Origin of the sequence: Shewanella sp. MBTL60-112-B2 (assembly GCF_019655055.1) — a bacterium.
GTDB lineage: Bacteria > Pseudomonadota > Gammaproteobacteria > Enterobacterales > Shewanellaceae > Shewanella.
The window spans coordinates 52239-76857 of record NZ_BPFA01000018.1; the positions used below are offsets into that span (position 1 = coordinate 52239).

General features: G+C 43.1%; 23 protein-coding genes. 10 read left to right on the plus strand and 13 right to left on the minus strand.

The genetic code is table 11. The features are described from left to right. The first annotated feature begins 199 nt into the window (after positions 1–199). Entirely contained in the window at positions 200–1456 is a 1257-nt protein-coding gene (locus K5Q73_RS12570) for a peptidoglycan DD-metalloendopeptidase family protein (protein WP_220759647.1), read from the plus strand. A gap of 147 nt (positions 1457–1603) precedes the next feature. On the opposite strand, the gene K5Q73_RS12575 is transcribed toward K5Q73_RS12570, so the two are convergent. Beyond that, a complete protein-coding gene (locus tag K5Q73_RS12575) occupies positions 1604–2035 on the minus strand; it encodes a GNAT family N-acetyltransferase (RefSeq protein ID WP_220759462.1) in 432 nt (143 codons plus the stop codon). Positions 2036–2226: 191 nt separating this feature from the next. Here K5Q73_RS12575 and K5Q73_RS12580 point away from each other — a divergent pair, with 191 nt between their 5' ends. Beyond that, complete coding sequence (locus K5Q73_RS12580; protein ID WP_220759463.1) at positions 2227–3207, plus strand: transposase; 981 nt, start codon at positions 2227–2229, stop codon at positions 3205–3207. A 259-nt stretch (positions 3208–3466) separates the two neighbouring features. On the opposite strand, the gene K5Q73_RS12585 is transcribed toward K5Q73_RS12580, so the two are convergent. The 4 genes from K5Q73_RS12585 to K5Q73_RS12600 form a co-directional block, all read right to left on the minus strand. Then, a complete protein-coding gene (locus K5Q73_RS12585; protein ID WP_220759464.1) occupies positions 3467–3868 on the minus strand; it encodes a hypothetical protein in 402 nt (133 codons plus the stop codon). 174 nt (positions 3869–4042) lie between these two features. Beyond that, entirely contained in the window at positions 4043–4549 is a 507-nt protein-coding gene (locus K5Q73_RS12590; RefSeq protein ID WP_220759465.1) for a M48 family metallopeptidase, read from the minus strand. 218 nt (positions 4550–4767) lie between these two features. After that, on the minus strand, positions 4768–5211 hold the full coding sequence (locus K5Q73_RS12595) for a DUF3010 family protein (RefSeq protein WP_220759466.1): 444 nt from the start codon (positions 5209–5211) through the stop codon (positions 4768–4770). Positions 5212–5978: 767 nt separating this feature from the next. Then, on the minus strand, positions 5979–7325 hold the full coding sequence (locus K5Q73_RS12600) for a DEAD/DEAH box helicase (RefSeq protein ID WP_220759467.1): 1347 nt from the start codon (positions 7323–7325) through the stop codon (positions 5979–5981). A 260-nt stretch (positions 7326–7585) separates the two neighbouring features. Here K5Q73_RS12600 and rssA point away from each other — a divergent pair, with 260 nt between their 5' ends. Then, positions 7586–8572: a patatin-like phospholipase RssA gene (gene rssA, locus K5Q73_RS12605; protein WP_220759468.1), complete on the plus strand. Its 987-nt coding sequence runs from the start codon at positions 7586–7588 to the stop codon at positions 8570–8572. Positions 8573–8758: 186 nt separating this feature from the next. Here the strand turns inward: rssA and K5Q73_RS12610 are convergent, their stop codons facing one another. Further along, positions 8759–9757, minus strand: coding sequence for an NADP-dependent oxidoreductase (locus K5Q73_RS12610; protein ID WP_220759469.1), 999 nt, complete (start codon positions 9755–9757; stop codon positions 8759–8761). 181 nt (positions 9758–9938) lie between these two features. Between K5Q73_RS12610 and K5Q73_RS12615 the strand changes: the two genes are divergently transcribed. The 7 genes from K5Q73_RS12615 to K5Q73_RS12645 all read left to right on the plus strand — a co-directional run bounded on the left by K5Q73_RS12615 (position 9939) and on the right by K5Q73_RS12645 (position 16571). After that, positions 9939–10397 (plus strand): MarR family winged helix-turn-helix transcriptional regulator, encoded by a 459-nt coding sequence (locus tag K5Q73_RS12615; RefSeq protein ID WP_220759470.1) that lies wholly within the window; start codon positions 9939–9941, stop codon positions 10395–10397. Between the two features lie 86 nt (positions 10398–10483). Continuing rightward, positions 10484–11164, plus strand: coding sequence for a hypothetical protein (locus K5Q73_RS12620; protein WP_220759471.1), 681 nt, complete (start codon positions 10484–10486; stop codon positions 11162–11164). A gap of 415 nt (positions 11165–11579) precedes the next feature. Next, positions 11580–13697: an anaerobic ribonucleoside-triphosphate reductase gene (nrdD, locus tag K5Q73_RS12625; protein WP_220759472.1), complete on the plus strand. Its 2118-nt coding sequence runs from the start codon at positions 11580–11582 to the stop codon at positions 13695–13697. A 131-nt stretch (positions 13698–13828) separates the two neighbouring features. Further along, positions 13829–14293: an anaerobic ribonucleoside-triphosphate reductase-activating protein gene (gene nrdG, locus K5Q73_RS12630; RefSeq protein WP_220759473.1), complete on the plus strand. Its 465-nt coding sequence runs from the start codon at positions 13829–13831 to the stop codon at positions 14291–14293. Between the two features lie 165 nt (positions 14294–14458). Then, the gene (locus K5Q73_RS12635; RefSeq protein ID WP_220759474.1) at positions 14459–14815 is read left to right on the plus strand and encodes a YibL family ribosome-associated protein; all 357 of its coding nucleotides are present in this window, start codon (positions 14459–14461) and stop codon (positions 14813–14815) included. Between the two features lie 215 nt (positions 14816–15030). Further along, positions 15031–15660: a GTP cyclohydrolase II gene (ribA, locus tag K5Q73_RS12640; RefSeq protein WP_220759475.1), complete on the plus strand. Its 630-nt coding sequence runs from the start codon at positions 15031–15033 to the stop codon at positions 15658–15660. 98 nt (positions 15661–15758) lie between these two features. Further along, positions 15759–16571, plus strand: coding sequence for a hypothetical protein (locus K5Q73_RS12645; RefSeq protein ID WP_220759476.1), 813 nt, complete (start codon positions 15759–15761; stop codon positions 16569–16571). A gap of 85 nt (positions 16572–16656) precedes the next feature. On the opposite strand, the gene K5Q73_RS12650 is transcribed toward K5Q73_RS12645, so the two are convergent. The 7 genes from K5Q73_RS12650 to K5Q73_RS12680 form a co-directional block, all read right to left on the minus strand. Beyond that, positions 16657–16974: a VF530 family DNA-binding protein gene (locus K5Q73_RS12650; protein ID WP_220759477.1), complete on the minus strand. Its 318-nt coding sequence runs from the start codon at positions 16972–16974 to the stop codon at positions 16657–16659. A 164-nt stretch (positions 16975–17138) separates the two neighbouring features. Further along, on the minus strand, positions 17139–17534 hold the full coding sequence (locus K5Q73_RS12655) for a rhodanese-like domain-containing protein (RefSeq protein WP_220759478.1): 396 nt from the start codon (positions 17532–17534) through the stop codon (positions 17139–17141). A 24-nt stretch (positions 17535–17558) separates the two neighbouring features. Beyond that, positions 17559–17777, minus strand: a complete 219-nt coding sequence (locus tag K5Q73_RS12660; RefSeq protein WP_220759479.1) for a DUF2892 domain-containing protein — start codon at positions 17775–17777, stop codon at positions 17559–17561. A gap of 60 nt (positions 17778–17837) precedes the next feature. Then, positions 17838–21077 carry an efflux RND transporter permease subunit gene (locus K5Q73_RS12665; RefSeq protein WP_220759480.1) on the minus strand — a complete coding sequence of 1080 codons (3240 nt, stop codon included), beginning with the start codon at positions 21075–21077 and terminating at the stop codon, positions 17838–17840. Between the two features lie 35 nt (positions 21078–21112). Then, positions 21113–22201 (minus strand): efflux RND transporter periplasmic adaptor subunit, encoded by a 1089-nt coding sequence (locus tag K5Q73_RS12670; protein WP_220759481.1) that lies wholly within the window; start codon positions 22199–22201, stop codon positions 21113–21115. A gap of 233 nt (positions 22202–22434) precedes the next feature. Beyond that, the gene (locus tag K5Q73_RS12675) at positions 22435–23151 is read right to left on the minus strand and encodes an SIMPL domain-containing protein (protein ID WP_220759482.1); all 717 of its coding nucleotides are present in this window, start codon (positions 23149–23151) and stop codon (positions 22435–22437) included. 151 nt (positions 23152–23302) lie between these two features. Beyond that, entirely contained in the window at positions 23303–24538 is a 1236-nt protein-coding gene (locus tag K5Q73_RS12680) for an OmpP1/FadL family transporter (protein ID WP_220759483.1), read from the minus strand. Positions 24539–24619: the final 81 nt, after the last annotated feature.

Sequence of the window (24619 nt, forward strand, 5' to 3'; positions counted from 1 at the left end):
CAGTGGGATAATTTTTTGAGTCTTGAAGCTATCTAGGCTAGGTCAGTAATTTGTGCAGTAGATCGGTTTGTAAATTGAATTATTTTTGATATAACTTGGCATCAAACCTCGATTTAAAGGGGTTTTTCGGTCAAATAGATAATCATAATAATGAAAGTTGAGGCATAGGTTGCGCGCAAGTAAATTTTCTTTTTCAAATATGTCTAAAAACCGTTTTGCGGGATTGCCTTCTTTTCATCGGAAAGTGCTTTTAGGCTCAGTACTCATTATTGGTGCTGCTAGTTTATTCCCAAGTCATCAAGAGTTGCTGCCGCAAAGGATCCCAGTTCAGCTCGATATTGACTCCATTCTTTCTCATAGTGTTGAGATCTCCAGCGCTGAATTGCTAGAGCCAAAACCCGCATTTCAAAAAGAGATCGTCAAAGGCGATACTTTGAGTGGCTTATTTGAGCAAGGCGGCGTGGATCAACAAACCATGTACCGCGTGCTCGAAGCAGACTTAAATGTGTTGGCATTAGATACACTAAGGCCGGGCAACAAAATCCAGTTTTGGCTTAATGATGCTGGTGATCTGCAAAAGCTCACGCTCTACTTTAACGCTGCAAGGCAGGTTATTTTTACGCGCTTTGATGATGGTTCATTTAACGTTGATGAAATTAATATCGACGGGATTTGGCGAGACCGCGCTATCTCAGGTCAAATTCACGGTTCTTTCTATGTTTCGGCAAAGAAAATGGGCCTTAATGCGGCGGAGATCCAGCGTGTAGAGTCATTATTAAAAGAGAAACTTAATTTCGCTCGCGACCTTCGTGCCGGTGATAAGTTCTCGGTATTGATGAACGATCAGTTTATAGACGGGGAAGCCACGGGTAATAGCCATGTGCTCGGAGTGACCATAGATAGGGGCTCGAGTAGCATCAACGCCTATCAGCATAGCGATGGTAATTTCTATGATGAGAAAGGGCAGAGCTTAGCGCGCGCCTTCCAGCGCATTCCATTAACTAAGAACTATCGTATAAGCTCTCGATTTAATCCTAATCGCCACCATCCTGTCACGGGAAGAAACTCACCTCATAACGGTACCGACTTTGCCCTGCCAATAGGCACGAAGATTGTTGCGCCAGGTGATGGTATCGTGTCTTTGGTTACCAATCATCGTTTTGCGGGTAAGTATGTGGTGATAGAGCACGGTAACAAGTACCGCACTCGTTACTTACATCTATCTAAGTTTCTTGTCCATAAAGGCCAGCGAGTCTCGCGCGGCCAAGTTATCGCGCTATCGGGTAATACGGGGCGTGTTACAGGGCCGCATTTACATTACGAATTTCATATCAATGGTCGCCCAGTAGATTCGATGAAAGCCAAAATACCTATGGCGAGTAAACTTTCTTCAAAAGAGATGGCGGAGTTTAGCCAGATTGTGAAAGTCAGAAAGATGATGATGGGCATTGCTTAAGCTTTCTATTCATCGAGATGAACAATTAAAGCCCCTTTAGGAGTATACAGTAGCTGACTTTTGCATGTTGTTCCACAGATACGGAAACGCCCAAAGTTATTAGCCTTGGGCGTTTCTTCTGACAAACTGGTTACGACAAACCGAGCTTTAAAGTGTCATATGCAGAATTGGAAAAGGTTTTCCCATATCATCAAGTGGTGAGCGATAAACGACTTTGAAACCCATATGCTCGTAGAAGCCTACTGCCTGTGGGGTTTGTTCGTTTACATCGACTTTGGTTGCACCTAACTGCTCAATTGCGTATTGCAGCAGTACCTTACCAACACCTTGCCCTCTAGCCTCGTCTAAGATAAACAGCATTTCAACCTTCGAGTCGTAGATACCCACGAAACCTAAAATTGAATCACTTTCATTTTTCACACATCTTAACGTGACAGCAGGAAAAGCCTGCTCAATGATAATGGGTTTAAAAAACTCGATATCTTCTTCTGTGATGAAGTCATGAGTTGCTCGGACTGAATTTTCCCAAACATTAAGCATTTCTGCGTAATTTTCAGGAAGCACATTTTCTACAATCATCGTATTTTCTCTAAAGTTGACTGAAATTCATGTGCAGCCGCGAGAGCGCATTCTAGCGGTTTTTAGTCGGAAATGTCTATAAATCACATAACGCCCTGTTAATGGGTAAAATAAATAACTACGACACCCAGAATTGTGAATGCACGGTTCCTTTACTAGGCTTTAGTTATGGCTGAATAGAGGAGTTTGTTATGCCAACCCCAAGAAAAGCATTAGTTAGCTTAGAAGATACGCCGTTTTATCATTGTATATCTCGCTGTGTTCGAAAGGCTTTTTTATGTGGTGTTGATAAGCATACAGGTCAATCCTATGAGCATAGGCGTGACTGGGTTGAGCTGCGATTGCTGCAGCTTGCAAAAGTGTTTGCCATTGATATCTGTGCGTTTGCGGTAATGAGCAATCATCTGCATCTTGTCTTGCGTATAGATGCAGAATTAGCGAAGTCTTGGTCAGATATAGAGGTTGTTGCGCAATGGCAAAAACTGTTCAAAGGTGACAGCCTGAATCATAGTTTTGTTAAAGGTCAGCCACTTGAGACCTACCAGCAAGCCATCATCAATAAACGGGTAAAAGAGTATCGTATAAGGTTGATGGACATCTCGTGGTTTATGCGAGCGTTGAACGAACCCATAGCCCGAAAGGCTAATGCGGAAGATAAGTGTAAAGGGCGCTTTTGGGAAGGCAGGTTTAAGTCTCAAGCACTGCTTGATGAGGCCGCAGTTTTGGCCTGTATGGCCTATGTTGACTTGAACCCTATTCGAGTAAAGATGGCTGATTCAGCAGCAACCTCAGATTTTACGAGTATTCAATTACGTATAAAAGCAGCGGTGAAGGGGAAGCAACCCGAACCGTTACTGCCTTTTGTGGGAAATGAACATCAAGACATGCCCAAAGGGTTGATGTTTAATGCTAAAGATTACCTTCAACTGATTGATGATACGGGCCATATTCAACGGCATGATAAAAGAGGGGTTATCAGTCAGTCCTCAAGGCAACTGCTGCATCGTTTGAATATTCCTGTTGAAAACTGGCTTAAAATGACTGCTGAGTTCACAACAATCTTCAAAGGTCCTGTTGGTAACACACAAGAGTTAACAGCTTATTGTGAACATCTTGATCGTAAGCGACGACAAGGCGCCGCCAATTGTCACCGCTGGCTAGATTGTAGTTAGCCTACTTAAACTCTCCCTCATTTTTTCATGACCAAACATATGTTTGGCATTTCTGCTGTATGAAATTCACTTTAGTTACCGATAGTTTCCTCGTCAACCATGTTCTGCTCGTGCTAGCGTGATTATGCGACAGCTATGGGCTGTCTCGATGAGACGGAAACGACCGAGCTCAATGTCGAGTTAAAGCTGCCAGTGCAGTGAATAATTTTGGGTGTCTTAGTTAAAAAGAATGTAACCCGCCTTCATTCAAAGGCTGAATCTAAGCTTGTTTACGTTGCTGGACTTTCATCGCACATAAACAAGCTTTACCACGAAGAGCAGGGCAACTTTTACAGGGCTTACTCTTATGGGGGCGATATAAGTTTGCTGGAATTGGTGAGCGGGCTTTGCCACTGCGGCTTACAAATATAGGCGCATTCGCGACAGCATCATTCGCGGGAGTGAGTTGAGTATAAGCCGAAAATTGATTAATCTTGGCTTCAATCTGCTTAAGCTTTAGCTGGCGTTTGATGATTTTCAAACGATATTTACACAGCTTTGCTGCACGCTTTTTGAGGGATATTTCGCACTCTTTTAGCTGAGTGTAATGATTAAGTTTTTGCTGGTATTTAGCCAGCTTTCGGCGACATTTCTGCTGCTTCTTAGTTAACTCTTCGCTCATTAGTCTTCACTCATCATCGAATACTCGAAAGTTGCGCTAGTGCCTATTTGTTCAATGGCTTAGAGTGTAATCTAAAATAAGGCTAATGAAAATCATTATCGTTAGCATTTGATGCAAGTATTTAGATTTTAAGTGCGGGCAGCGTTAGCTGATTATCTATGCTGGCTGTTCGAATTAACTATAGGGATTCTTACCCGCATCAATTAAGGTCAGTAGTAACCTTAATTCGAATTCCAGTTGATGGTAATCACCGTCCATATGGCAGCAAAGCTGATAAAAGGCTTTGTTATGATCTTTCTCTTTTAAATGAGCTAGTTCGTGCACCACCACCATTCGCAGTAGGCCTTCAGGTACTTTTTTAAGCCGTGAAGAGATGCGGATTTCATTCTTAGCTTTGATTTTTGCCCCTTGTTTACGAGCAACATAAGAATGCAGGCCTAGTGCTTGATGACTTAGGGATATTTTGTCATCAAAGATCACTTTAGACAGTGGTTGTGATTTACGTAAATACTGATTTTTTATCTCAATGGTGTAGTCGTAAAGCGCTTTATCTGTGCGAACTGAGTGGATCTGCGGGTGACGTTTAAGCAGGAATTGTCCGAGCTGGTCTTGAGCTATTAGGCTTTGTACTTGGTCTTGGATATCGCTTGAATAGCCGGCGAGGTATTTGAGTGGTTGCATGCTGTACTTATTTTAAGGTATTGGTTCTAGAATATTGTCTTTAAGCTAACTTATTCAATAATTAACTTTTAGAATTCGCTTCCAATAGACCGCTTTCTAATAGATAGCTATTTCTTCTAATAGATAGCTTCCAAATAGATAGCTTTCGAATATAGATTTAAAGATATAAAAAGGGCGCTCAAAGTGCGCCCATTAATCTCTACTCGTTGCTGATAAAGTTACTCTTCGTCAGTCTTGTAGATAGTAATGTTGTGGAAGGCATAAGCTGCTTCAAATGCGCTCTTTTGGAAACGCTTAAGATCTAGACCTTCAAAATCTACTTGTGGAGGATTACGCTTTAGCTGCTCTTTAATTGCAACTGGCGACACAATTGATACCGCAACAGGTAAGATTTGGATCAATGCTTCTAGTTTAAAGCTTGTTACGCTACCTGCGCCTTTACCTTTTTGATCACGTTGGATAATAACAATCTCATCAACGCGGTAGTCTTCAATCAGCTTACCGAATGCGAAGTGAAAATCACGCATAGTTTCGGTGCTTTCAGAGTTTGAAATCGCGAACGACTTTTGACGGCAATCCGGCACGTTATAAGTTTCGCCTTCATAACTTAATAAACTGATGATGGCTTCGCCACCTTTTAACTCTACGCCACAAACTCTCATGATAAACCTTAAAAAAACAATATTGGGCGTATTGTAGCGCTATTTATCGAAATGGTCAGCGTTTTAATGTGCTTTCTGGCGCGATTCAAATAACTTTTGGCTATAGTGAGCCCTTCAGCCAGTGTAACGAGTTTGCTAGCCATGCTTGTTAACTCGTTTTAGCACTGTAACAGCGATATTTGAGTTGTATATTGGTAGCGCTATTTATCGAAATGGTCAGCGTTTTAATGTGCTTTCTGGCGCGATTCAAATAACTTTTGGCTATAGTGAGCCCTTCAGCCAGTGTAACGAGTTTGCTAGTCATGCCTGTTAACTCGTTTTAGCAATGTAACAGCGATATTTGAGTTGTAAATTGGTAGCGCTATTTATCGAAATGGTCAGCGTTTTAATGTGCTTTCTGACGCGATTCAAATAACTTTTGGCTATAGTGAGCCCTTCAGCCAGTGTAACGAGTTTGCTAGTCATGCCTGTTAACTCGTTTTAGCAATGTAACAGCGTTATTTGAGTTGTAAATTGGTAGCGCTATTTACCGAAATGGTCAGCGTTTTAATGTGCTTTCTGGCGTATTCAAATCAATGTTTACGATGAAGTGATTAATAAGAAATTTGGCTGCTATCAACCTGAATGATTGTTTTGCAAGCAAAGGGCGTTAAAGCGAGAGATAGTGATTGGTATTACTTACAAAACCGCCCATAAAGACAAAAGCCGCGGTGAGATGGCTCACTGCGGCTTTCAATATTAAGCATGTTTCCGATAAAGTTTATCGCTTAATCTTCTGGGGTGTCTTGTAGCTTAGCTTTTGGTTTTCTAAGCATTGGCGCGTCACCAACATCAACACCAGTAGCAAAACGTCTATCACGATTTGAGGCTGCTTTAGCGGCTGTCTTTTTCTTAGCGCTAGCGGCTTTCTTTTTCGCTACCGCAGCAGGCTTGGCTTTTTTCTTAGCTGGCGCTTTTGCTTTAAGGCCACAGAACTTAGCTTTAAGACCTTCAAGTTCGCTAAAACTAAACGTCTTATTCAAGAAGGTTTGCACTTGGGTAAAGTTAACCCAGTCTTTTGGCCCAACAAGTGAAATCGCATCGCCTTTTGCACCCGCGCGTCCAGTACGGCCGATACGGTGTACATATTCTTCAGCAAACTTAGGCATATCAAAGTTAATAACCAATGACACGTTTAATAGATCGAGTCCGCGAGAGGCAACATCTGTAGTCACTAGAATTTGCTGCAAACCACGGCTAAATTCATCCATGATTTGGTTACGAGCGTTTTGCTTTAGCTCACCACTTAACGAGGCCGTTTTAAAGCCGTCATCGGCTAGTTTCTTCGCTAAGCGATCGGTATCTTGTCTGGTTGCAGTAAAGATAATAATCTGCTTTTGCTGCTCTTCTTTCAAAATACGAGTCAGTAGCGCTTCTTTATGATCTAAATGATCACACAAGAAGATACGCTGAGTAATGTCTTTATGCTCTAAGTTACCCGCGCCAATTGCTACATGTTCAGGGAATTTTAGTAGTTCGTTAGCAATGTCGTTTACATCACCATGATCTAACGTCGCTGAGAACATCAAAGTTTGACGGCGCTTATGATCCGCTGCTGCGTTAATCATCTTTAGCTGCTCGGCAAAGCCAAGATCTAGCATTCGGTCTGCTTCATCTAAAATAAGCAGTTCAAGACCATTAAGGTGCAGATGATGCTGTTTTAGGTGGTCAGCTAAGCGGCCTGGTGTTGCCACAACAAAATGTGGATCACGAGCTAAGGCTTTAGCTTGATCATTAAAGTTCTCACCACCGAGAATTTTGGTCGCCTTGAATTGAGTGTTGGCAACTAAAAGTCGAAGTTGGCTGTACACTTGAGTCGCTAGTTCGCGGGTCGGTAATAGAATGACCACGCGCGGATCGCGTTTACTCAATGCTTTACACGAAATCAGTCTTTGCATCGCCGGCAATAAAAAGGCTAATGTTTTACCTGAGCCTGTTTTAGAAGACGCCATTAGGTCTTTGCCTGCTAGGGCTACAGGAATGGCTTGCTCCTGGATCTCTGTTGGGGTGTCAATGCCCATGTGCTTAAGACTCTGTAACAGACGTTGATCCAGTGCGAAATCGGTAAATTGCAAAGGTGTACTCCATAAATGATACGACCGCGTATTATAACCTACAGATTTAGCAATGCGCTACGAATACCCATCAACTTTGTTCTTCAAATGCAGATAAATCTGCTAAAATGCCCCACTTCCTAGGGGGAACCTTCGTTTAATGTCATTAGAGATCCACTTACCTTACTAATTCGAATGGTTTTTTAACAATTGATTTAAGGCTCTTTGGTTATCACTGCTAAAGAGTCTATTTTAAAGCCGACCAATGGAGTCATTTTAGCGTGTCTACAAACAAACATTCAGTGCGAATAGGCTTAGCGTTAGGCAGCGGAGCTGCAAAAGGTTGGGCGCATATTGGTGTATTAAACGGCCTAGCCAAAATGGGGATCTACCCCGATAAGATTGCAGGCTGCTCTATTGGTGCATTAGTTGGTGCGGCTTACGCTAATGATCACCTAGAAGAACTAGAGGATTGGGTTCGTAGTTTTAGCAGTTGGGATGTGCTCGGGCTGATGGATCTAAGCTGGGGCCGTGGCGGATTAATTGGCGGTGAGCGAGTGTTTGACGTCCTGCAAAAGCGCATTGGCGATATGCAGATAGAAGATTTGAAAAAACCGTTTGCAGCCGTTGCTACCGACCTTTATTCAGGTCAGGAAATTTGGTTCAGAGAAGGGGATTTACGTAATGCAGTGCGTGCGTCTTGTTCCATGCCGGGCATTTTGCCTCCGGTTAAGGTGGGAGAACGTTGGTTGGTTGACGGTGCTGTAGTTAACCCGGTTCCGGTTTCAGTTAGCCGTGCCATGGGAGTCGATTTAGTTATCGCGGTCGACCTACATGGGCTGCGTCGTGGTCGTATGCAAGTACTGCCCGTTAGTATGAAGAGCCATAAGCCAACTAAGCAACAAGTTCAAGAAGCGGAGCAGCATCAAGATAAAGGCTTTACCGACTTGTTAGCTAGAGGCCGAGATTATATTACGGGCTTAACGGATAAATTCTCTTTAGGCCATAAAGCGGGCACGCCGCATAATCCTAACCCTGGTATGCTAGCGGTTATGCATCAATCGATGGAAATTTTAGAACATCGTCATAAGAGAGCACGTTTAATGGGCGATCCACCAGATATCTGTATTGTGCCAGATATGGGGGATATCGGAACCATGGAGTTTCATCGTGCTGAAGAAGCGATTGCAGCGGGTGAAGCGGCTGTTGAACAAGTCGCGCATCTTATTGAAGCAGCTCTGGCACAGCATTCGCCTGAGAGAGCTTAACACCCATCAATATCATCTCTGGCTACTTAGTCCATTTTCAGTAAACCAGAGCCAGATGTGTACAGCTATATATAGCTAGGGTGAAATTCATACGCAATAAAGGCGCTTTTTGCGCCTTTATTGTGTTTATAGCTTGTTAGATAAGCTTTCTAGTAATCAGTTAGCTGTGGGCAGCCTTAGATTACACTAAGCAAGCTTCACTACCATTTTGCCGCGGTTTTTACCTTCAAATAGTCCAATAAACGCATCAGGAGCGTTTTCTAAACCTTCATAGATAGTTTGCTCTGCTTGCACCTTACCTTCAGCAAGCCATTGTCCCATCTGCGCCGCAAATTGGGGATAGTGATCCCAATGTTCAAACACGATAAAACCTTCAATTTTTAATTTTTTGATAATGATCTGGGCAAGATTACTCGGTCCAGGAGTCGGGGCTGTGTCGTTGTACTGAGCTATCATGCCGCAAACGGCAATTCGGCCGTGATCTTTCATATGGTTCAGCGCTGCGCTGAGATGCTCACCGCCAACATTTTCAAAATAGACGTCAATACCTTCAGGCGCGGCGTGAGCCAGCGCGGCGTCTAAGTTGCCACAAGTCTTGTAGTTAATCACGGCATCCACACCCAGTGAGCTTAGGTATTGAGCTTTTTCATCAGAGCCAACAGAGGCTACAACCCGCGCTCCCATGAGCTTACCAATCTGTGCCACTACACTGCCAACAGCACCTGATGCTGCGGAAACAAACAGGGTTTCACCGGCTTTCAACTCTGCAATACGATTAAGACCAGTCCAGGCGGTCATACCTGGCATACCTAGAACCCCCAGGAAATGCGATTCAGAAATGGCTGTTTTAGGTAAAACGGTGATCTCTACACCGTCACTAACAAAGTGGCTGCGCCAGCCAAACATACTGCTGACCTTACTGCCGACAGGAAAGTTAGGGTTAAGTGATTCAATGACTTCACCTATTGCGCCGCCTTCTAACACTTTACCTATCTCAAAAGGTGCAATGTAACTTTTTCTGTCAATCATACGGCCGCGCATATAAGGGTCGACAGACATCCACACGTTTTTGACCAAGAACTCGCCTTGTTTTATTGGGGAGAGAGTCCCTTCTGCCAGCGAAAAATTGTCGGCGATAGGCATGCCTTCTGGACGAGAGTTCAATTGAATTTCTTGGATATTCATGTCATTCCTTAATTTGTTTTGTGCGCAAAGTAATTGTCAGTATCATAGGCAGGTAAAATTGAATTTGCAAATACTTTGCGCGCAAAACAATTGCGTGCAAATTACTTGTGCTCAATCTAGTTTTAAGTTTGGATGTAAGTTAATATTATCGATATTCCTGACTTGCCTAAGCTTAGTATCTGTGACCAATAACGACTCAAACAATACTGCCGATCCCTGCCTTGCTGATAATGTCTGTTTTGCGCTTTATACAGCGGCAAACGCCTTGATGCGAGCCTACAGGCCGTTATTAGAACGCTATGAGTTAACGTACCCGCAATACTTAGTTATGCAGTCTTTATGGTTGCAAGACAGGGTGAGTCTGACTCAAATATCTAAATCCACACGACTCGATATGGGGACTTTAACACCTATTGTTAAACGGCTTGAAGCAAAAGGATTTTTGCAGCGTCTAGCCGATGAAAGCGATGAGCGTAAGAAGGTCATTGTACTAACGGATGCTGGTTATAAGCTTAAGCTAGAAGCCTTGGCGTTAAAGCAAACTTTGCTGGATAAGGTCAATATGTCTGACGAGCAAGTGGAGTCTCTACGCACTTTGTGCCTGTCTTTAACTTCTGAGCTAACTCATGAGGTGACGTAAAAATAACCAGTTGATTTTCAACTTGATAAGTCGGCACGTTAAATGCTTTAACTCGGTTATATTTAGTTAATGCCGGCTTTTTGACGATGAACCTACTTAGCAGTATCAACAACCCAGTAAATAGTAATACGCTATCTGACGCCTATGGTGTTAATAGGGAACAGTCAAATGTTACCAATGCCGAAAATATTGCAGTTAACAGCGGCAAACAGACTCTAGCTGCGACAGAGCTGACTAAGAGTGACAATACTTTAGTGTTGTCAGGTCGCGCTGAGAGAGCGCAAAAAATTGAAGCGATGGCTAACGACTTCTTCAAAGGAGGCCAGTTTACCTCTGCTCAGCTGCCTTCACTTATCCAACGACTGTATCAAGATGGCATTCTTTCAGAAGGGCAGCTTAATCGCTTATCAAATAGTGGATTTGAGCTCCCTCCTGCCGATGAACAATCTCTATCTGACTTTATTGACGAGCAAGCAGCGGCTTTAACTGATAGCGAAGAAGATAGCAGTCTGGCTCAAATGTTAGATGATGCTAAGTGGGTGATGGGGGCAATGGACTTTTCTCAGTCGCCATTGGTTGCACAGAAAGCTAACCGTGTTTCTAGCCAGATAACTGAGCTGCTAAACTCAGAAAAGTCGCTAAGCGAAGCGCAAGTGGAACAATATAAAGGGCTTAAAGCTTTGATGCAGTTAACCTCTATGACGGGGGAGCATCAACAGGAAAATGGTCAGCTTAATAGCTACCTCGCTCTTGCTAACAAGCATTAGCAATTATTACCCTTTAGTATTTGTTGTTAACACCTTAGAAATTTCAATATTTGGCCAAAATATGCTGTAAAAAACGGCTTAGTTGGCGTATTTCGCTGCCTGTTTTTCAAAGCAAGCAATAACTTGCGGCAACAGGTATTTTACAAGGTTTTTAACAGCCTATTTTTATCCACAATTTATACCTCAATTATCCTGTCACTAGCCCGCTTCGAAGTCTCCGTCAAGGGCATAATTTGAGATCAGTGGCTTTGTAGGCAGAACTGTTTTCTTATTGTCTTCCTCTTTTAAAATCATGATCTGGATCAATGTTCTTATTCTTATTTTATAGCTTAATGCGCCACATATTGTGATTTATTGAAAAAGTAGCACTATATATAGTGTTGCTTTGATGAGCGAGCTGAAGAGGAATTAAACAATGCCAGTGGTTATTAAACGGGATGGTTACCGTACGCCTTTTGACGAAACAAGGATTAAAGATGCCGTGATAGCAGCTGCTAACTCGGTAGGTATTGAGTGCGCTGAATATGCCCAACAGGTTGCTGAACAAGTTAAGCAAACTGTTGCTGAATTGGCAGAAGTGAACATCCATGATCTGCAAGATTCAGTTGAAAACTTGCTGATGGAAGGACCGCACAAATCATTGGCACGTGTTTATATTGAATACCGACATGATCGTGATGTTAAGCGAGAAGTCAGCAGCCGTTTAAACCAAGAGATCCGTGGGCTGGTTGATCAAAGCAACGCTGCTTTGTTGAACGAGAACGCTAACAAAGACTCTAAAGTTATTCCGACTCAGCGCGATCTATTAGCAGGTATCGTGGCGAAGCATTACGCTAAGTGCCACATCTTACCAAAAGATGTTGTTGCTGCTCATGAGTCTGGTGAGATCCATTATCATGACTTGGATTACGCGCCATTCTTCCCAATGTTTAACTGTATGCTTATCGATTTAAGCGGCATGTTGACCCAAGGCTTTAAGATGGGCAATGCCGAGATTGAAACACCAAAATCAATCTCTACAGCAACGGCTGTAACAGCACAAATTATTGCTCAAGTGGCGAGTCATATTTATGGCGGCACCACCATTAACCGTATCGATGAAGTTTTAGCGCCGTTTGTAGCAAAGAGCTATGACAAGCATTATCAAGTCGCACTGACTTGGGGCATTACCGATGCCAAAGCCTTCGCGACAGCGCAGACTGAGAAAGAGTGTCACGATGCATTCCAGTCTTTAGAGTATGAAGTAAACACACTGCATACTGCTAATGGCCAAACGCCATTTGTAACATTTGGTTTTGGCTTGGGTACCTCTTGGGAGTCGCGCTTAATTCAACAGTCAATGATGAAAGTGCGTATCGCAGGTCTAGGTAAGAATCGTAAAACTGCGGTATTCCCTAAGCTAGTATTTGCTATTCGTGATGGTATTAACCACAAAACTGGCGATTGCAACTACGATATTAAGCAGCTAGCACTTAAGTGTGCGACGACTCGTATGTACCCAGACATTCTTAACTACGAACAAGTAGAAAGAGTCACGGGTTCATTTAAGACCCCTATGGGTTGCCGTAGCTTCTTAGGTACTTTCGAGCAAGACGGCGAATTAATTCATGAAGGACGTAACAACTTAGGTGTTGTAAGTCTTAACTTGCCACGTATCGCATTAGAAGCGAAAGGTGATGAAGCTGAGTTCTATCGCATCTTAGATCAGCGTTTGCTAATCGCTCGTAAGGGTCTTGATACGCGTATCGCTCGCCTTGAAGGTGTTAAAGCTCGCGTAGCGCCTATTCTTTATATGGAAGGTGCTTGTGGTGTGCGTCTACGTGCAGATGATGATATCTCTGAGATCTTTAAAAATGGTCGTTCGTCAATTTCTCTAGGTTATATTGGCCTTCATGAAACCATCAATGCACTTTATGGCACCGATGAGCATGTTTACGATAGCGAAATGCTACGTGAAAAAGCGATCGAAGTGATTAAGTACATGAAGAAAGCGACTGAAACCTGGAAGGCTGAGTCTGGTTACGCATTTAGCTTGTACAGCACGCCAAGTGAAAACTTGTGCAGCCGTTTCTGCGCTTTAGACACTAAAGTATTTGGTGTTGTTAATGGTGTAACGGCTAAGGGCTACTACACAAACAGCTTCCATTTGGATGTTGAAAAGCAAGTTAACCCTTACGACAAGATTGATTTTGAACTGCCATATCCAGAATTAGCTAACGGCGGTTTCATTTGTTACGGCGAGTTCCCTAACATGCAAAATAACGTTGAAGCGTTAGAAGATGTATGGGATTACAGCTATAGCCGAGTGCCTTATTACGGCACGAATACACCTATCGATGAGTGTTATGACTGTGGCTATACTGGTGAGTTTAGCTGTACCAGTAAAGGTTTCACTTGTCCTAAGTGTGGCAACCATGAGCCAAGCCGAGTCTCGGTAACTCGCCGCGTATGCGGTTACTTAGGCAGCCCTGATGCGAGACCGTTTAACTACGGTAAGCAAGAAGAAGTGAAGCGTCGCGTTAAGCATCTGTAGTCAAAATACTAGGGGCTTAGCATGTAAATGGCTAAGCCTGTAGATATTGGGTTTATATACATAAAAGGTGCTGTGTTCAGCACCTTTTTGTTTTCTAGTTAAAGCAAAATTCTAACTGAAACGAGTTTATTATGAATTATCATCAATACTATCAAACCGATGTGATTAATGGCCCTGGTACTCGAGCCACGCTATTTGTGTCGGGATGTGAGCATCAATGCCGCGGCTGCTACAACCAATCGACTTGGAACCCGTGTTCAGGGCACTTGTTTGATGAACAGATGCAACAAGGTATTATTGATGATTTGAATGATAAGCGCATTAAGCGTCGTGGCTTGTCCTTATCTGGGGGAGATCCGTTATTTCCCGCTAATCTAGAGGCTATTTTATCTCTAGTTAAGCAAGTCAAAGAGCAGTGCCCAGGTAAAGATATTTGGTTGTGGACGGGTTATACCTTAGACAATTTGAGCGAGGCGCAGCAAGAGATAGTCGATTTAGTCAATGTTGTGGTTGATGGTAAATTTGAGCAGTCTTTGGCCGATCCAAGCTTGGTATTTAGAGGTAGTAGTAATCAAGAAATCCATTACCTAAGATAGGACTAGTCTGTTTCTGCTGTAACTTACCAATCGTTTAGCTATAAACCTAGGCAAAATGATCTTGTATGCTGTTATAATATGGCAATAATGACAAGACAGCGTCAGTTCACTGATGCTGTTTTTGTTTCTAAACGTGTTAATTAGATTTGAATTTAAGGTCTGTAAATGAATTTAAAGCAGGAGCTGCAAACGCTCAACGATAAGTTAGACAAATTTCGTCGTAAGCTAGCAGCAGCTGAAAAGCGCAGCGATCCGACTGTAATTATCCAGTTTAAGCAGGAAATTGCTGCTATAACAAAGCGGATCAGCAGCGTTAAAGGCCAACAAACACGCGAATTAAGCAAGCAAGGTGGCACTGTTGCAGGCCTTAAGTTTAGCCGTGTATTGACTAAAGCCGAGCAGGCTGACATGGGTAAGTTGAAAAAATCTGTTAAAGGTTTAGTGGTTGTTCACCCAATGACGGCGTTAGGTCGTGAAATGGGCATTAAGCAAGTAACTGGTTTTGCTGAAAAAGAGTTTTAAGCACTTTTAGTTATTCATTTAGTGAGCCGCTTCAAGGTTATCACTAAGTACTAAGCTTATGCTGACTCAATGACTGTTTATGGCGATTAAAGACTTCTTTACGCCATAGACTTGTTGAGTCATAGGGCTAGCAAGAGTATCGTCTCAAGCAATTTATTTTCTTTATCAGGATGTCTGCAGTCTCAAGGAGTGAGAGTTGTCGTTAAGGTTTTTTCATGTCGATTAAATACATCGCGTCTTCAAAATTACCAACCCCTTGGGGTGTTTTCGAAATGCATGGTTTTGAAGATAGTGAGACGGGTAAAGAGCATGTAGCACTTACCTTTGGCACATTCCCGCCAAATGCTCCAATCCTTGGTCGTATCCATTCAGAATGTTTAACTGGTGATGCATTATTTAGTTTGCGCTGTGACTGTGGTTTTCAACTGCAAACAGCGATGCAAAATATTGCTGAAGAAGGTCAAGGCTTTATTCTTTACTTGCGCCAAGAAGGTCGTGGGATTGGTCTACTGAATAAGATCCGTGCTTATGAGCTACAAGATCAAGGTGCTAACACGGTAGAAGCTAACGAACGCTTAGGTTTTGAAGCCGATATGCGTAAATACGATATGATCATCCCTATGATGGAGAAGATCGGTGTCGATAAAGTACGCTTAATGACTAATAACCCGCGTAAGGTCAAAGCGATGCAAAGCTTTGGTTTAGAAGTTGTTGAACGTGTACCACTGCAAGTGGGCAAAAATCGTTATAACGAAGCCTATCTCAAGACTAAGTCGACCCAACTTGGGCATATGATGTCTGAGCATCACTTCACTGAAACAGATAGCAAAGCGGATAAAGACTAATCTCTTCGGGGAAAAGCCTTAATTTCTTTGGCTTTTCCCATGCTATAACGCTATATTCGGGCTATCCATTAGAGTTTAATTAAGTTTAAAGTCGATTTATGAGCCGTTTGCGTTACCTCGCTTTATTACTCCCCCTGTTTTCTTTGCCGACTATGGCTGAGGCTGAAGTCGACTACAGCCACTACGCATTTGCTAATTATCTCGGTAGTGGTATCTATCGTACTTCAGGCCAAAATGCTACGGTTGCGAATATTCCCATTAGCTTCGATCTCAAACGCTCCGAAGACGAATCTTTAGTATTAAATACACCTGTCTCTATGGGCTTTTTCAACTTCACCTGGAGTGATTTACCCGAAGGAGAGTTTCCGTCGAGTGTTGGCACTTTAACCGTTACTCCAGGGATTGAGTATCGAGTAAAAACCTCCGAAACCCATGAGTTTCAAACCTACGCCGATCTTGGCTTTGGCACTAACTTTACCAATGGAAATGATGTCGTTATCTATTCTGCAGGCATGTCTAGCTTGCTTGATTTTAAGTTAGGCGACACTTCGCCAATTTGGGTTAATAGACTCTTTTTTGCAGGTTATACCACGTTAAATGACAACAGCAGCGAAACTTATTCTGCGGTGCAATCTGGTGTTGATATTGGCACTAACTATTACTTTCAAGCGAAAGGGGTAGAGATTGAGCCGAGGTTTTTTGTGGCGGGCTATTGGTACTTTGATAGGCTAAAGTTTACTACGCCGTTTGAAGAAGACGTGTTGGTGTCAAATAGCTATGAAGTGGGTATGACTTTCGCGTTTTCAAAACCCATAGGCTGGGATTTAATTAATATTGACCGCTTTGGCTTGAGTTATCGGGCTGGGGACGGCATTGAAGTGTGGCGTTTAATTTTTGAGTTCCCTATCTAACACAGATAAAAAGCGTTCTCCAAATTGAAGAGACATTGGTTTAACCGTAGATTAAACCAATGTCATCGTTCAGAGAAGGCTGGGTTTATTTGCCCCAGATTTTTGCATTCGCTTCAGGTAACGGCTCTTTAGACCTCTGTGGCTTAGGCGTTTTATATTCAGCGTCATATTCTCTTGGCGCTGGCAGAGGCAATTTATGCATCTTAAGATAAAGGTATTCAACCTTATCTCTCGCCCATTGCGTCTTACGCAAAAACTTTAAACTCGATTTTATACTTGGATCATGATTAAAGCAGCGGATATCAATTCGGCTACCTAGCTCTTCCCAACCATAATGGTCGACGAGATCTGTTAATAAATCTTCGAGCTTAATGCCGTGCAGTGGGTTGTTTACTTGAGTCATAGTCTTGTTGCAATCGTCTTGTTGGTACTTACCTGTATCGGTTAATTATATCAGCTTATTAATGACAGATCTTGGTCATTAATTTTGGCTAACAAAAAGGCCACCATCGGCGGCCTTTAACTCTAATTGTTCTAGTGCAGATACTGATTGTTATGTAGTGGTATTTAGTGTTGTTTACTCATCAGCATTTGATATCCACCACCGTTGTAAACGTTAGTGTAACCTTCACTTACAAGCATTTTATTGGCGATACCACTGCGGTTACCGCTACGGCAATAGACAATCACAGAGCGATCTTTTGCTATCTGCTTGTTGCTAAATACACTATTAATTTGCTCATAAGGAATATTGATAGCGTTCGGTAGATGGCCCTGAGCAAATTCTTCTGCTGTGCGTACGTCTACGACTAATGCGCCAGCTTCAATCTTTTGCCAAGCAACCTTAGCGTCTTGATCGGCGGCGCTAGCTAATGTGCTAAACATCATTAGTAAAACACTTAGCCCTAGCAACCAAATTATATTTTTTGGTAGTTTATGCTGTAAATTAAAAGCGTTACTCATCAATATACCTTTATTTGTCATTATTTAGTTTTGATTGGCAGTCGCTAGCTGTGCTTCTGATTTAAAGCCTAGCTTACGCAAAATTATGGCTGCCGGACAAAATCCAGTATAGGCGCTTTGTAATAAATTAGCTCCCACAAAAACAGTGAGCCAGATAAAATTATCGTTATTCCAGACAGTTAGGGCTATTGATAGTAAAACCATAAAGCCTGCAAATGCCATGATGGCACGTTCAATTGACATGGGAACTCCTTTTAATGGGAAGTGATTATGGCGGTACTGACCGCCATAAATAGAGATAGACTATAGATAACGCTTTTTCATCGCTGCGTAATAAAGCACAGGAATAACCACTAAGGTTAATAGTGTTGAGATCAAGATCCCGAAAATAAGGCTAATAGCTAGGCCATTAAAAATCGGGTCATCTATTATAAAGAGTGCACCTATCATAGCCGCCAAGGCTGTTAGCATAATTGGCTTTGCTCGCACGGCTCCAGAGTGGATAACCGCCTGTTGAAATGGCACGCCTGCGGCCGTTTCTTGATGAATGAAGTCGACTAATAGAATCGAGTTGCGCACTATGATCCCCGCCAACGCAATCATGCCTATCATGGAGGTGGCGGTAAATTGGGCTCCCAAGAGGGCATGGCCTGGCATCACCCCAATAATGGTTAGTGGAATTGGAGCCATAATAATCAGTGGAACCAGATATGATCTAAATTGGGCGACCACTAATAGATAAATAGCGATCATGCCCACGGCATAGGCAATTCCCATGTCTCTGAACGTCTCGTAGGTCACTTTCCATTCTCCATCCCAGAGCACTGCGACGCTATCGAGTCCGCTAGGTTGGCTGATGTAGTGCTGTTCGAAGTCTAAATTTGCCGCTAAATTAACATCTGAGGCTTTATCATTTATCTGAGCGACCATATCAAACATGCCATAAAGAGGACTGTCCAGGGGGCCTGCCATATCGGCAACCACCATGATCATCGGGATCATGTTTTTATGAATGATAGGGGCATCGATATTACCTTTATCAATTCTGACTAACTCAGAGACGGCAACCGCTTGGCCATTACTGCCACGCAGCGTCAGGTTTAGCACTTGCTCTAAATCAACTTTCGCGCCTTCTTGCAGTTGGATTTTAATTGGCACCGCATGTTTATGGTTAGCTTTATGTAGGTAGCTGATATTCTTACCACCGACAGACGTTGCGACTAAGTCGACTATCTGGCTATAAGGTACGCCAAGTAAGCTCGCTTTACTTCTGTCGATGATCACTTGCCATTTAGCTGCCGACTCAGGTAAATAGATATCGACATCGACTACATCTTTGGTCTCTTTAAATAACCCTAGTAGTTGGTTTGCAGCCTGCTCACGAATTGCTTCACTAGGGCCATAAACTTCAGCAAGAATTGGCGACCAAACCGGTGGGCCAGGTGGCACCTCAACCACTTTTATATTGGCATTGTACTTTTTACCAATTGCCTGAAGTGGTGCCCTAACCGATAGTGCGATGCTATGACTGTCACGGTCTCGATGTTTTTTATCGACTAAGTTAACTTGGATATCGCCAAGCTCTTGTGTTTGGCGCAGGAAGTAATGGCGCACTAAACCATTAAAGTTGATGGGAGCACTGGTGCCAGCATAGAGTTGGTAACTTTCTACTTCTTCTACTTGATTAAGGTAACGACCTAACTCTTTTAATGCTTTTTGAGTCTGCTCAACAGGTGTACCTTCAGGTAGGTCGACCATGACTTGAAACTCAGACTTATTATCGAAGGGTAGCATCTTCAGTACCACCAATTTTGCCATAGGTAGTGCCACGGCCCCGGCAATCAGAATAAAAATACCAGCAGCCAAACCTAGCCGAGCTTTTCTGGCATTTTTACCCAGTACGAAGGGACCAATTAAGCGATTGAATAGGGTAAACATCATGCCTTGGTCTTTACTATGACCACCTTTAACATCAAGGCTATCATCGTTATGCTGTGACCTTGGGTGTTTTAATAATTTACGACTTAGCCAAGGGGTGATCATGAACGCTACTGCAAGCGAGATTAGCATACCCATACTGGCATTGATTGGAATAGGGCTCATATAAGGCCCCATCAAACCTGATACAAAGGCCATTGGTAACAAAGCCGCAATAACCGTAAAGGTCGCCAAAATAGTCGGGCCGCCAACTTCGTCAACAGCGATTGGAATCAATTCTGAAAACGAGCGCTTGCCCATTGCCATATGTCGGTGAATGTTTTCAACCACTACGATGGCGTCATCAACTAAGATCCCGATAGAGAAAATCAGTGCAAATAGCGAGATCCGGTTTAGGGTGAATCCCCATGCCCAGGAGGCAAAAAGAGTGAAAGCTAAGGTGATGATAATGGCTATGCCGACCACTACGGCTTCTCTAAACCCCATGGTGATTAGGACTAAGATCACCACTGCGGCAGAAGCAAAGATCAGTTTTAAAATTAGGGTATTGGCTTTGTCTCCAGCTGTCTCACCATAGTTTCGTGAAGTGCTCACTTCTATGCCGTTAGGGATCAACACGTTTTGAACTTTATCGACTCTATTGATAATAGCGTTCGCGACATCAACGGCATTCATACCGGGTTGCTTGCCAATGGCGATAGTGACAGCCGGATAGATATCTTGCTTGTCGCCATGCCATGCACTTTGAGTAGGTATGTCAGCTTTAAGGGTGATATCGGCAAAGTCAGCGAGGTAAACGGGGGCAGCATGGCCGTCGCTATCTTTTTTTACCGCGACCACGAGTTGTTTCACATCTTCAATACTTTGCAGGAACTGACCCGCTTGCACTTTTATCTCTTGATTACCTTGAACTAGAGAACTTGGCATTGAGATATGATTGTTACTCATTAGGCTTTGATTTATTTCGTCAAACGAGACGCCGAAATAATTCATTTTAAGCGGATCGATTCTAACGTTGAGGCTCAGTTGTTGATCACCAAAGGAGCTAATCTCTCTGGTACCGGGGATCCTTTTTATCTCTGTTTCTAAGCCGTTAGCCACATGAGTGAGCATCTCTGCGGATATTTTAGGATCTTTAGACCATAGAGTGAGGCTAACAATAGGAACATCATCTATGCCACGAGGTTTAATTTGTGGCTCTCCGACACCGGCTTCGAGCGGAAGCTTATACTGGTTGGAGTAAAGCTGATTGTAGAGTTTGACTATGGCCTCATTACGAGCAATGCCCACCTCAAACACCACGATAAACAGGGCTCCATCGGGTTGTGAAAATGAGTAGAGGGTATCTATACCTTTAATTTCAGAGATTATCTGCTCGGTTGGCAGGGTGACTAAGGTTTCTACTTCACGCGGGGTTGCGCCAGGGAAGGGGACAAACACATCGGCAAAGGTGACATCGATTTGCGGCTCTTCCTCTTTAGGCGTCACGATTATTGCAAATAAGCCGAACAGTAAGCCTAAGAGTGCCAATAATGGTGTGATAGCACTGGATTGAAACGCGCTAGCAATACGTCCAGAAATACCTAATTTGTTTTGAGTTTGCATGACAGGCCTTCCTTAAAACTAGATTCGATTAGGTTTCATGGTTTATTGCTTTGCTTAAGCAGTAACAGTGCGTGGTAGGCATCTTTAGCAACCACATCGCCTTCAGATAACCCAGCTAAGATCTCGACTTTGCTATTATCGTTGAGCCCAGTTCTGACCTGGTTGAGTATCCATGTGTCATTTTGCTGAATATAAACAGCGCTGAGTTCATTCATGGTGAGTAATGACGATTCGGGGACAAATATGGCGCGACGACTACCGCTAATAAATTGCGCTTTAATTAAACTGCCAGGGATCACTCCTTCGATATTCTCTGGTAGGTTGATACGGACTTTATAGCTGTGACTCTTTGGGTCAACAAAGGTGAAGAGGGTCAGTTCATCACTGCTAATTTGTTTGCCATTAGCAAGGGTTAGCTTGAAATTTGCTTGCTGTTTGAGGGCGTCAACATAGCGCTGAGGAACTTGAGTGACCGCGCGCATCTGGTTTAATGAGTAACCTGAGTATAAGGCTTGCCCAGGGCTGACAGTTTCGCCCTCTTCGACATGCCTATGGGTGACAACGCCGGCAAATGGTGCACTGACAAGAGTATATTTTAAGGATTCATTGGCTTGAGTCATTCCAGCCTTTGCTGCGCTAACAGCTTGTTGTGCGGATGTAGCGTTAGCTTCGGCTTCATCCATTGCCCCCTTGGAAATGGCTCCCTTAGGAAACAAGGCTTGATAGCGCTTAAGCTGCTGCTGGGCTTCAACATTAACGGCGCGGGCCTTGGCGTAATTGGCTTCTGCGGCGGCGAGCTGGGCACCTTGCTCTTTACTGGTGATCTCAAGTAATGGTGCACCGGCTGTAACTATATCGTTGATATCGTAATTGAGCTTAATAATACGCCCTGAGGTTTGCGCCGATACGGTAGCAGATTTCGTCGGCTCGACGACGGCGTCTAGCTGTACCCAGTTAGGGTAAGGCTTTAAACTTACTTTTATTGATTCTAAATGCTCATATTCAGTAACCGCTCTAGGCTCAGCCAATACCGATGCAGATAGGCTCAAAAATGGTAGAGAGCTTATTAATAGATAGGCAAGTAGGGCAGTGTTTTTCAGGGCGTTTTTTTGGGAATTATTCATTTTATTGTTTTATCAAAACCAGTCCATGCAATAATTCTAATGGAAGTGTTTTTTATGTGCAATAATTATTTATTAGAAAAACACGATGAATATTGGCGAGGCTACAGTCTCACTTTCAATCAGTGTGCTCAAAAGTGAACATGACTAAGAAGTAGATTGCCGTTACACGGGAAATGCAAAAAGGCTTAACCTAAGTTAAGCCTTTTTTCTATCTGTGCGGTAAATCTTGAGCGCTAATCGTTCAGATAATAGGTCAATGTCGAAACAATTCGCACTTTCTTGATATAAGGCGTGTTGCTGTCTCTGTCATTGATACTAAATTGTCCTTGGGAAGCTTGCTTGATTTTCCCTAACTTAGAGTCAGAATCCTTAGCAAACTTCTCAGCGACCTGACGAGCATTTTGGGTTGCCGATTGAATCATCTCAGGCTTAACCTTGTTTAACTCAGTAAATAGAAATTGTGCTTTGCTGTTGTAGTCTTGATCGGAAATGGCAATGCCATCTTTTGCGAGACTGAGCATATTGGTGCGGGTTTTGAGTAACAACTCGACTTTGTGGGTATAGAGGGAAATAGATATTTTAGCCGCATAACGGTATTTCACATTTGGGTCGACAAAACCTTGGGCTTGTCTGTCTTCAATAGCGGGTAGTGCTACGGTAATTTCATCTTCACTAAAACCTTGCTGTTTTAGAAAATTGACCACTTTATCGGTCTTGATTTGCACGCTTTGATACAGGTTATCAAGGTCGTTATCGACTTCGGTAAAGCGAATCGGCCATATGGCGACATTGGCGCTAACTTCTTTTTCAGCTAGGCCTTTAACCGTAACGGTTCGCTCCATTGTTTTCATCTTAATAAGCTTATCGCCAACGGTGCTGGCTGACATGATTAAACCTAAGCAGAGTAAACCACCCAAAATAAGGGCGGGAAGGGCATTGCTCTTAGACATATGATGCTCAAAGCGATTATTGATGGATTAACGTTAGCAAGAATATCCTTATTAGGACAAATAAATTAGCATTAATAAATGCGCAATAAAAAAGCCGCATTAATATGCGGCTTTTAGAACTAGACAAACACTTTACAGCTAAGCGTTTAGCTTAGAACTTGTAGTTGTACTGAATAGAGTAGTAAGTTGCATTCGACGTCGTAGTTGCGTCAATTAAACCAATTACACTTTGTTCAGTTAGGTGAGTCTCTTCGCCGCGAACAAACGCAATACCAAAGTCTAGGCTAGTGTGCTTAGATAGGTTGTAAGTTGCGCCCATAGTGTACCACTGGCGGTCTGAATCAGGAATTGAGATAGAGCTCACTTCGCCTACAACACCTTGGTCAAACATATAGCCTGCGCGTAGTGTCCAGCTATCATTTAAGGTGTAAGTACCACCTACGCTGAATAACCATGAATCATCCCACGCGTACTTTTTAAGTTGTGCTTCTGCTGGATCTGTAACAGTGATTTCATGGAAATCACCCCAAGTGGTCATCTGTGCTGTGTAGTGTAGGGCAAACTTTTCTGTTAACTGGTGGAAACCCGCAACTTGGAAAATATCCGGAAGAGGAATGTTGATCTCTTCAAAGTCAGTGCCTAGGTAATTCACTGTACCGTCAGCAGTGAACTCTGGACTGAAACGGTAGCTTACACCAAAGCGGTGATCAGCATTAATTTCATAAACCGCACCTACGATACCACCAAAAGCAATACCATCAGCATCGACATCAGCAAGATCTGTATGCACAGGGCCTTCCATCGAAGGCATTGAGCCGCCGCGTGTTAGCGTGCCAGAACCATAGATAACATCAACACCAGCACCAACACTGAAGTGGTCATTGAAACGGTATGATGCACTTAGGTTGAAGTTGATTGTGGTAACTTCGGTTTTACCTAGTAAGTCGATTGGTGGAGGGAGGATACCACCTACAATATTGCTGGATAGATCGGTTGTATCCGTACCTGTACCGAAGTTACTGAACATAGCTACACCGTAAGCAAACTTGTCATTTACTGGGCTAACATAGTAAAAGTTAGGGATAACTTTTGCTTCAGCTGCATCATCAACGCTACCGTAATGTACCGAACCTAGGGCTACATCTTGTACTTCAACTTGCACGTCAGCATAAGTTAAGCCCATTGAAAGTTGTTTTTCGTCAAACAATGCCATAGCTGCTGGGTTACGTGAAAGTACTGATGCGTTATCAGCAATCACGGCATCACCGGCGAATGCGCGACCGATACCTGTTGCCGATTGGGCGTTGATTTGAAAGCCGGCAGCCATTGTTTGAGTACTTACTAGAGCTACTGATACAGCAATAAGAGTCTTGTTGAAAATCTTCATTATTATCATCTCTATTATATTTTTGGTCTTGCTTATTTGGTGCTAATTTCATGATTAGCTGCAAGATCCACTTATTAGACC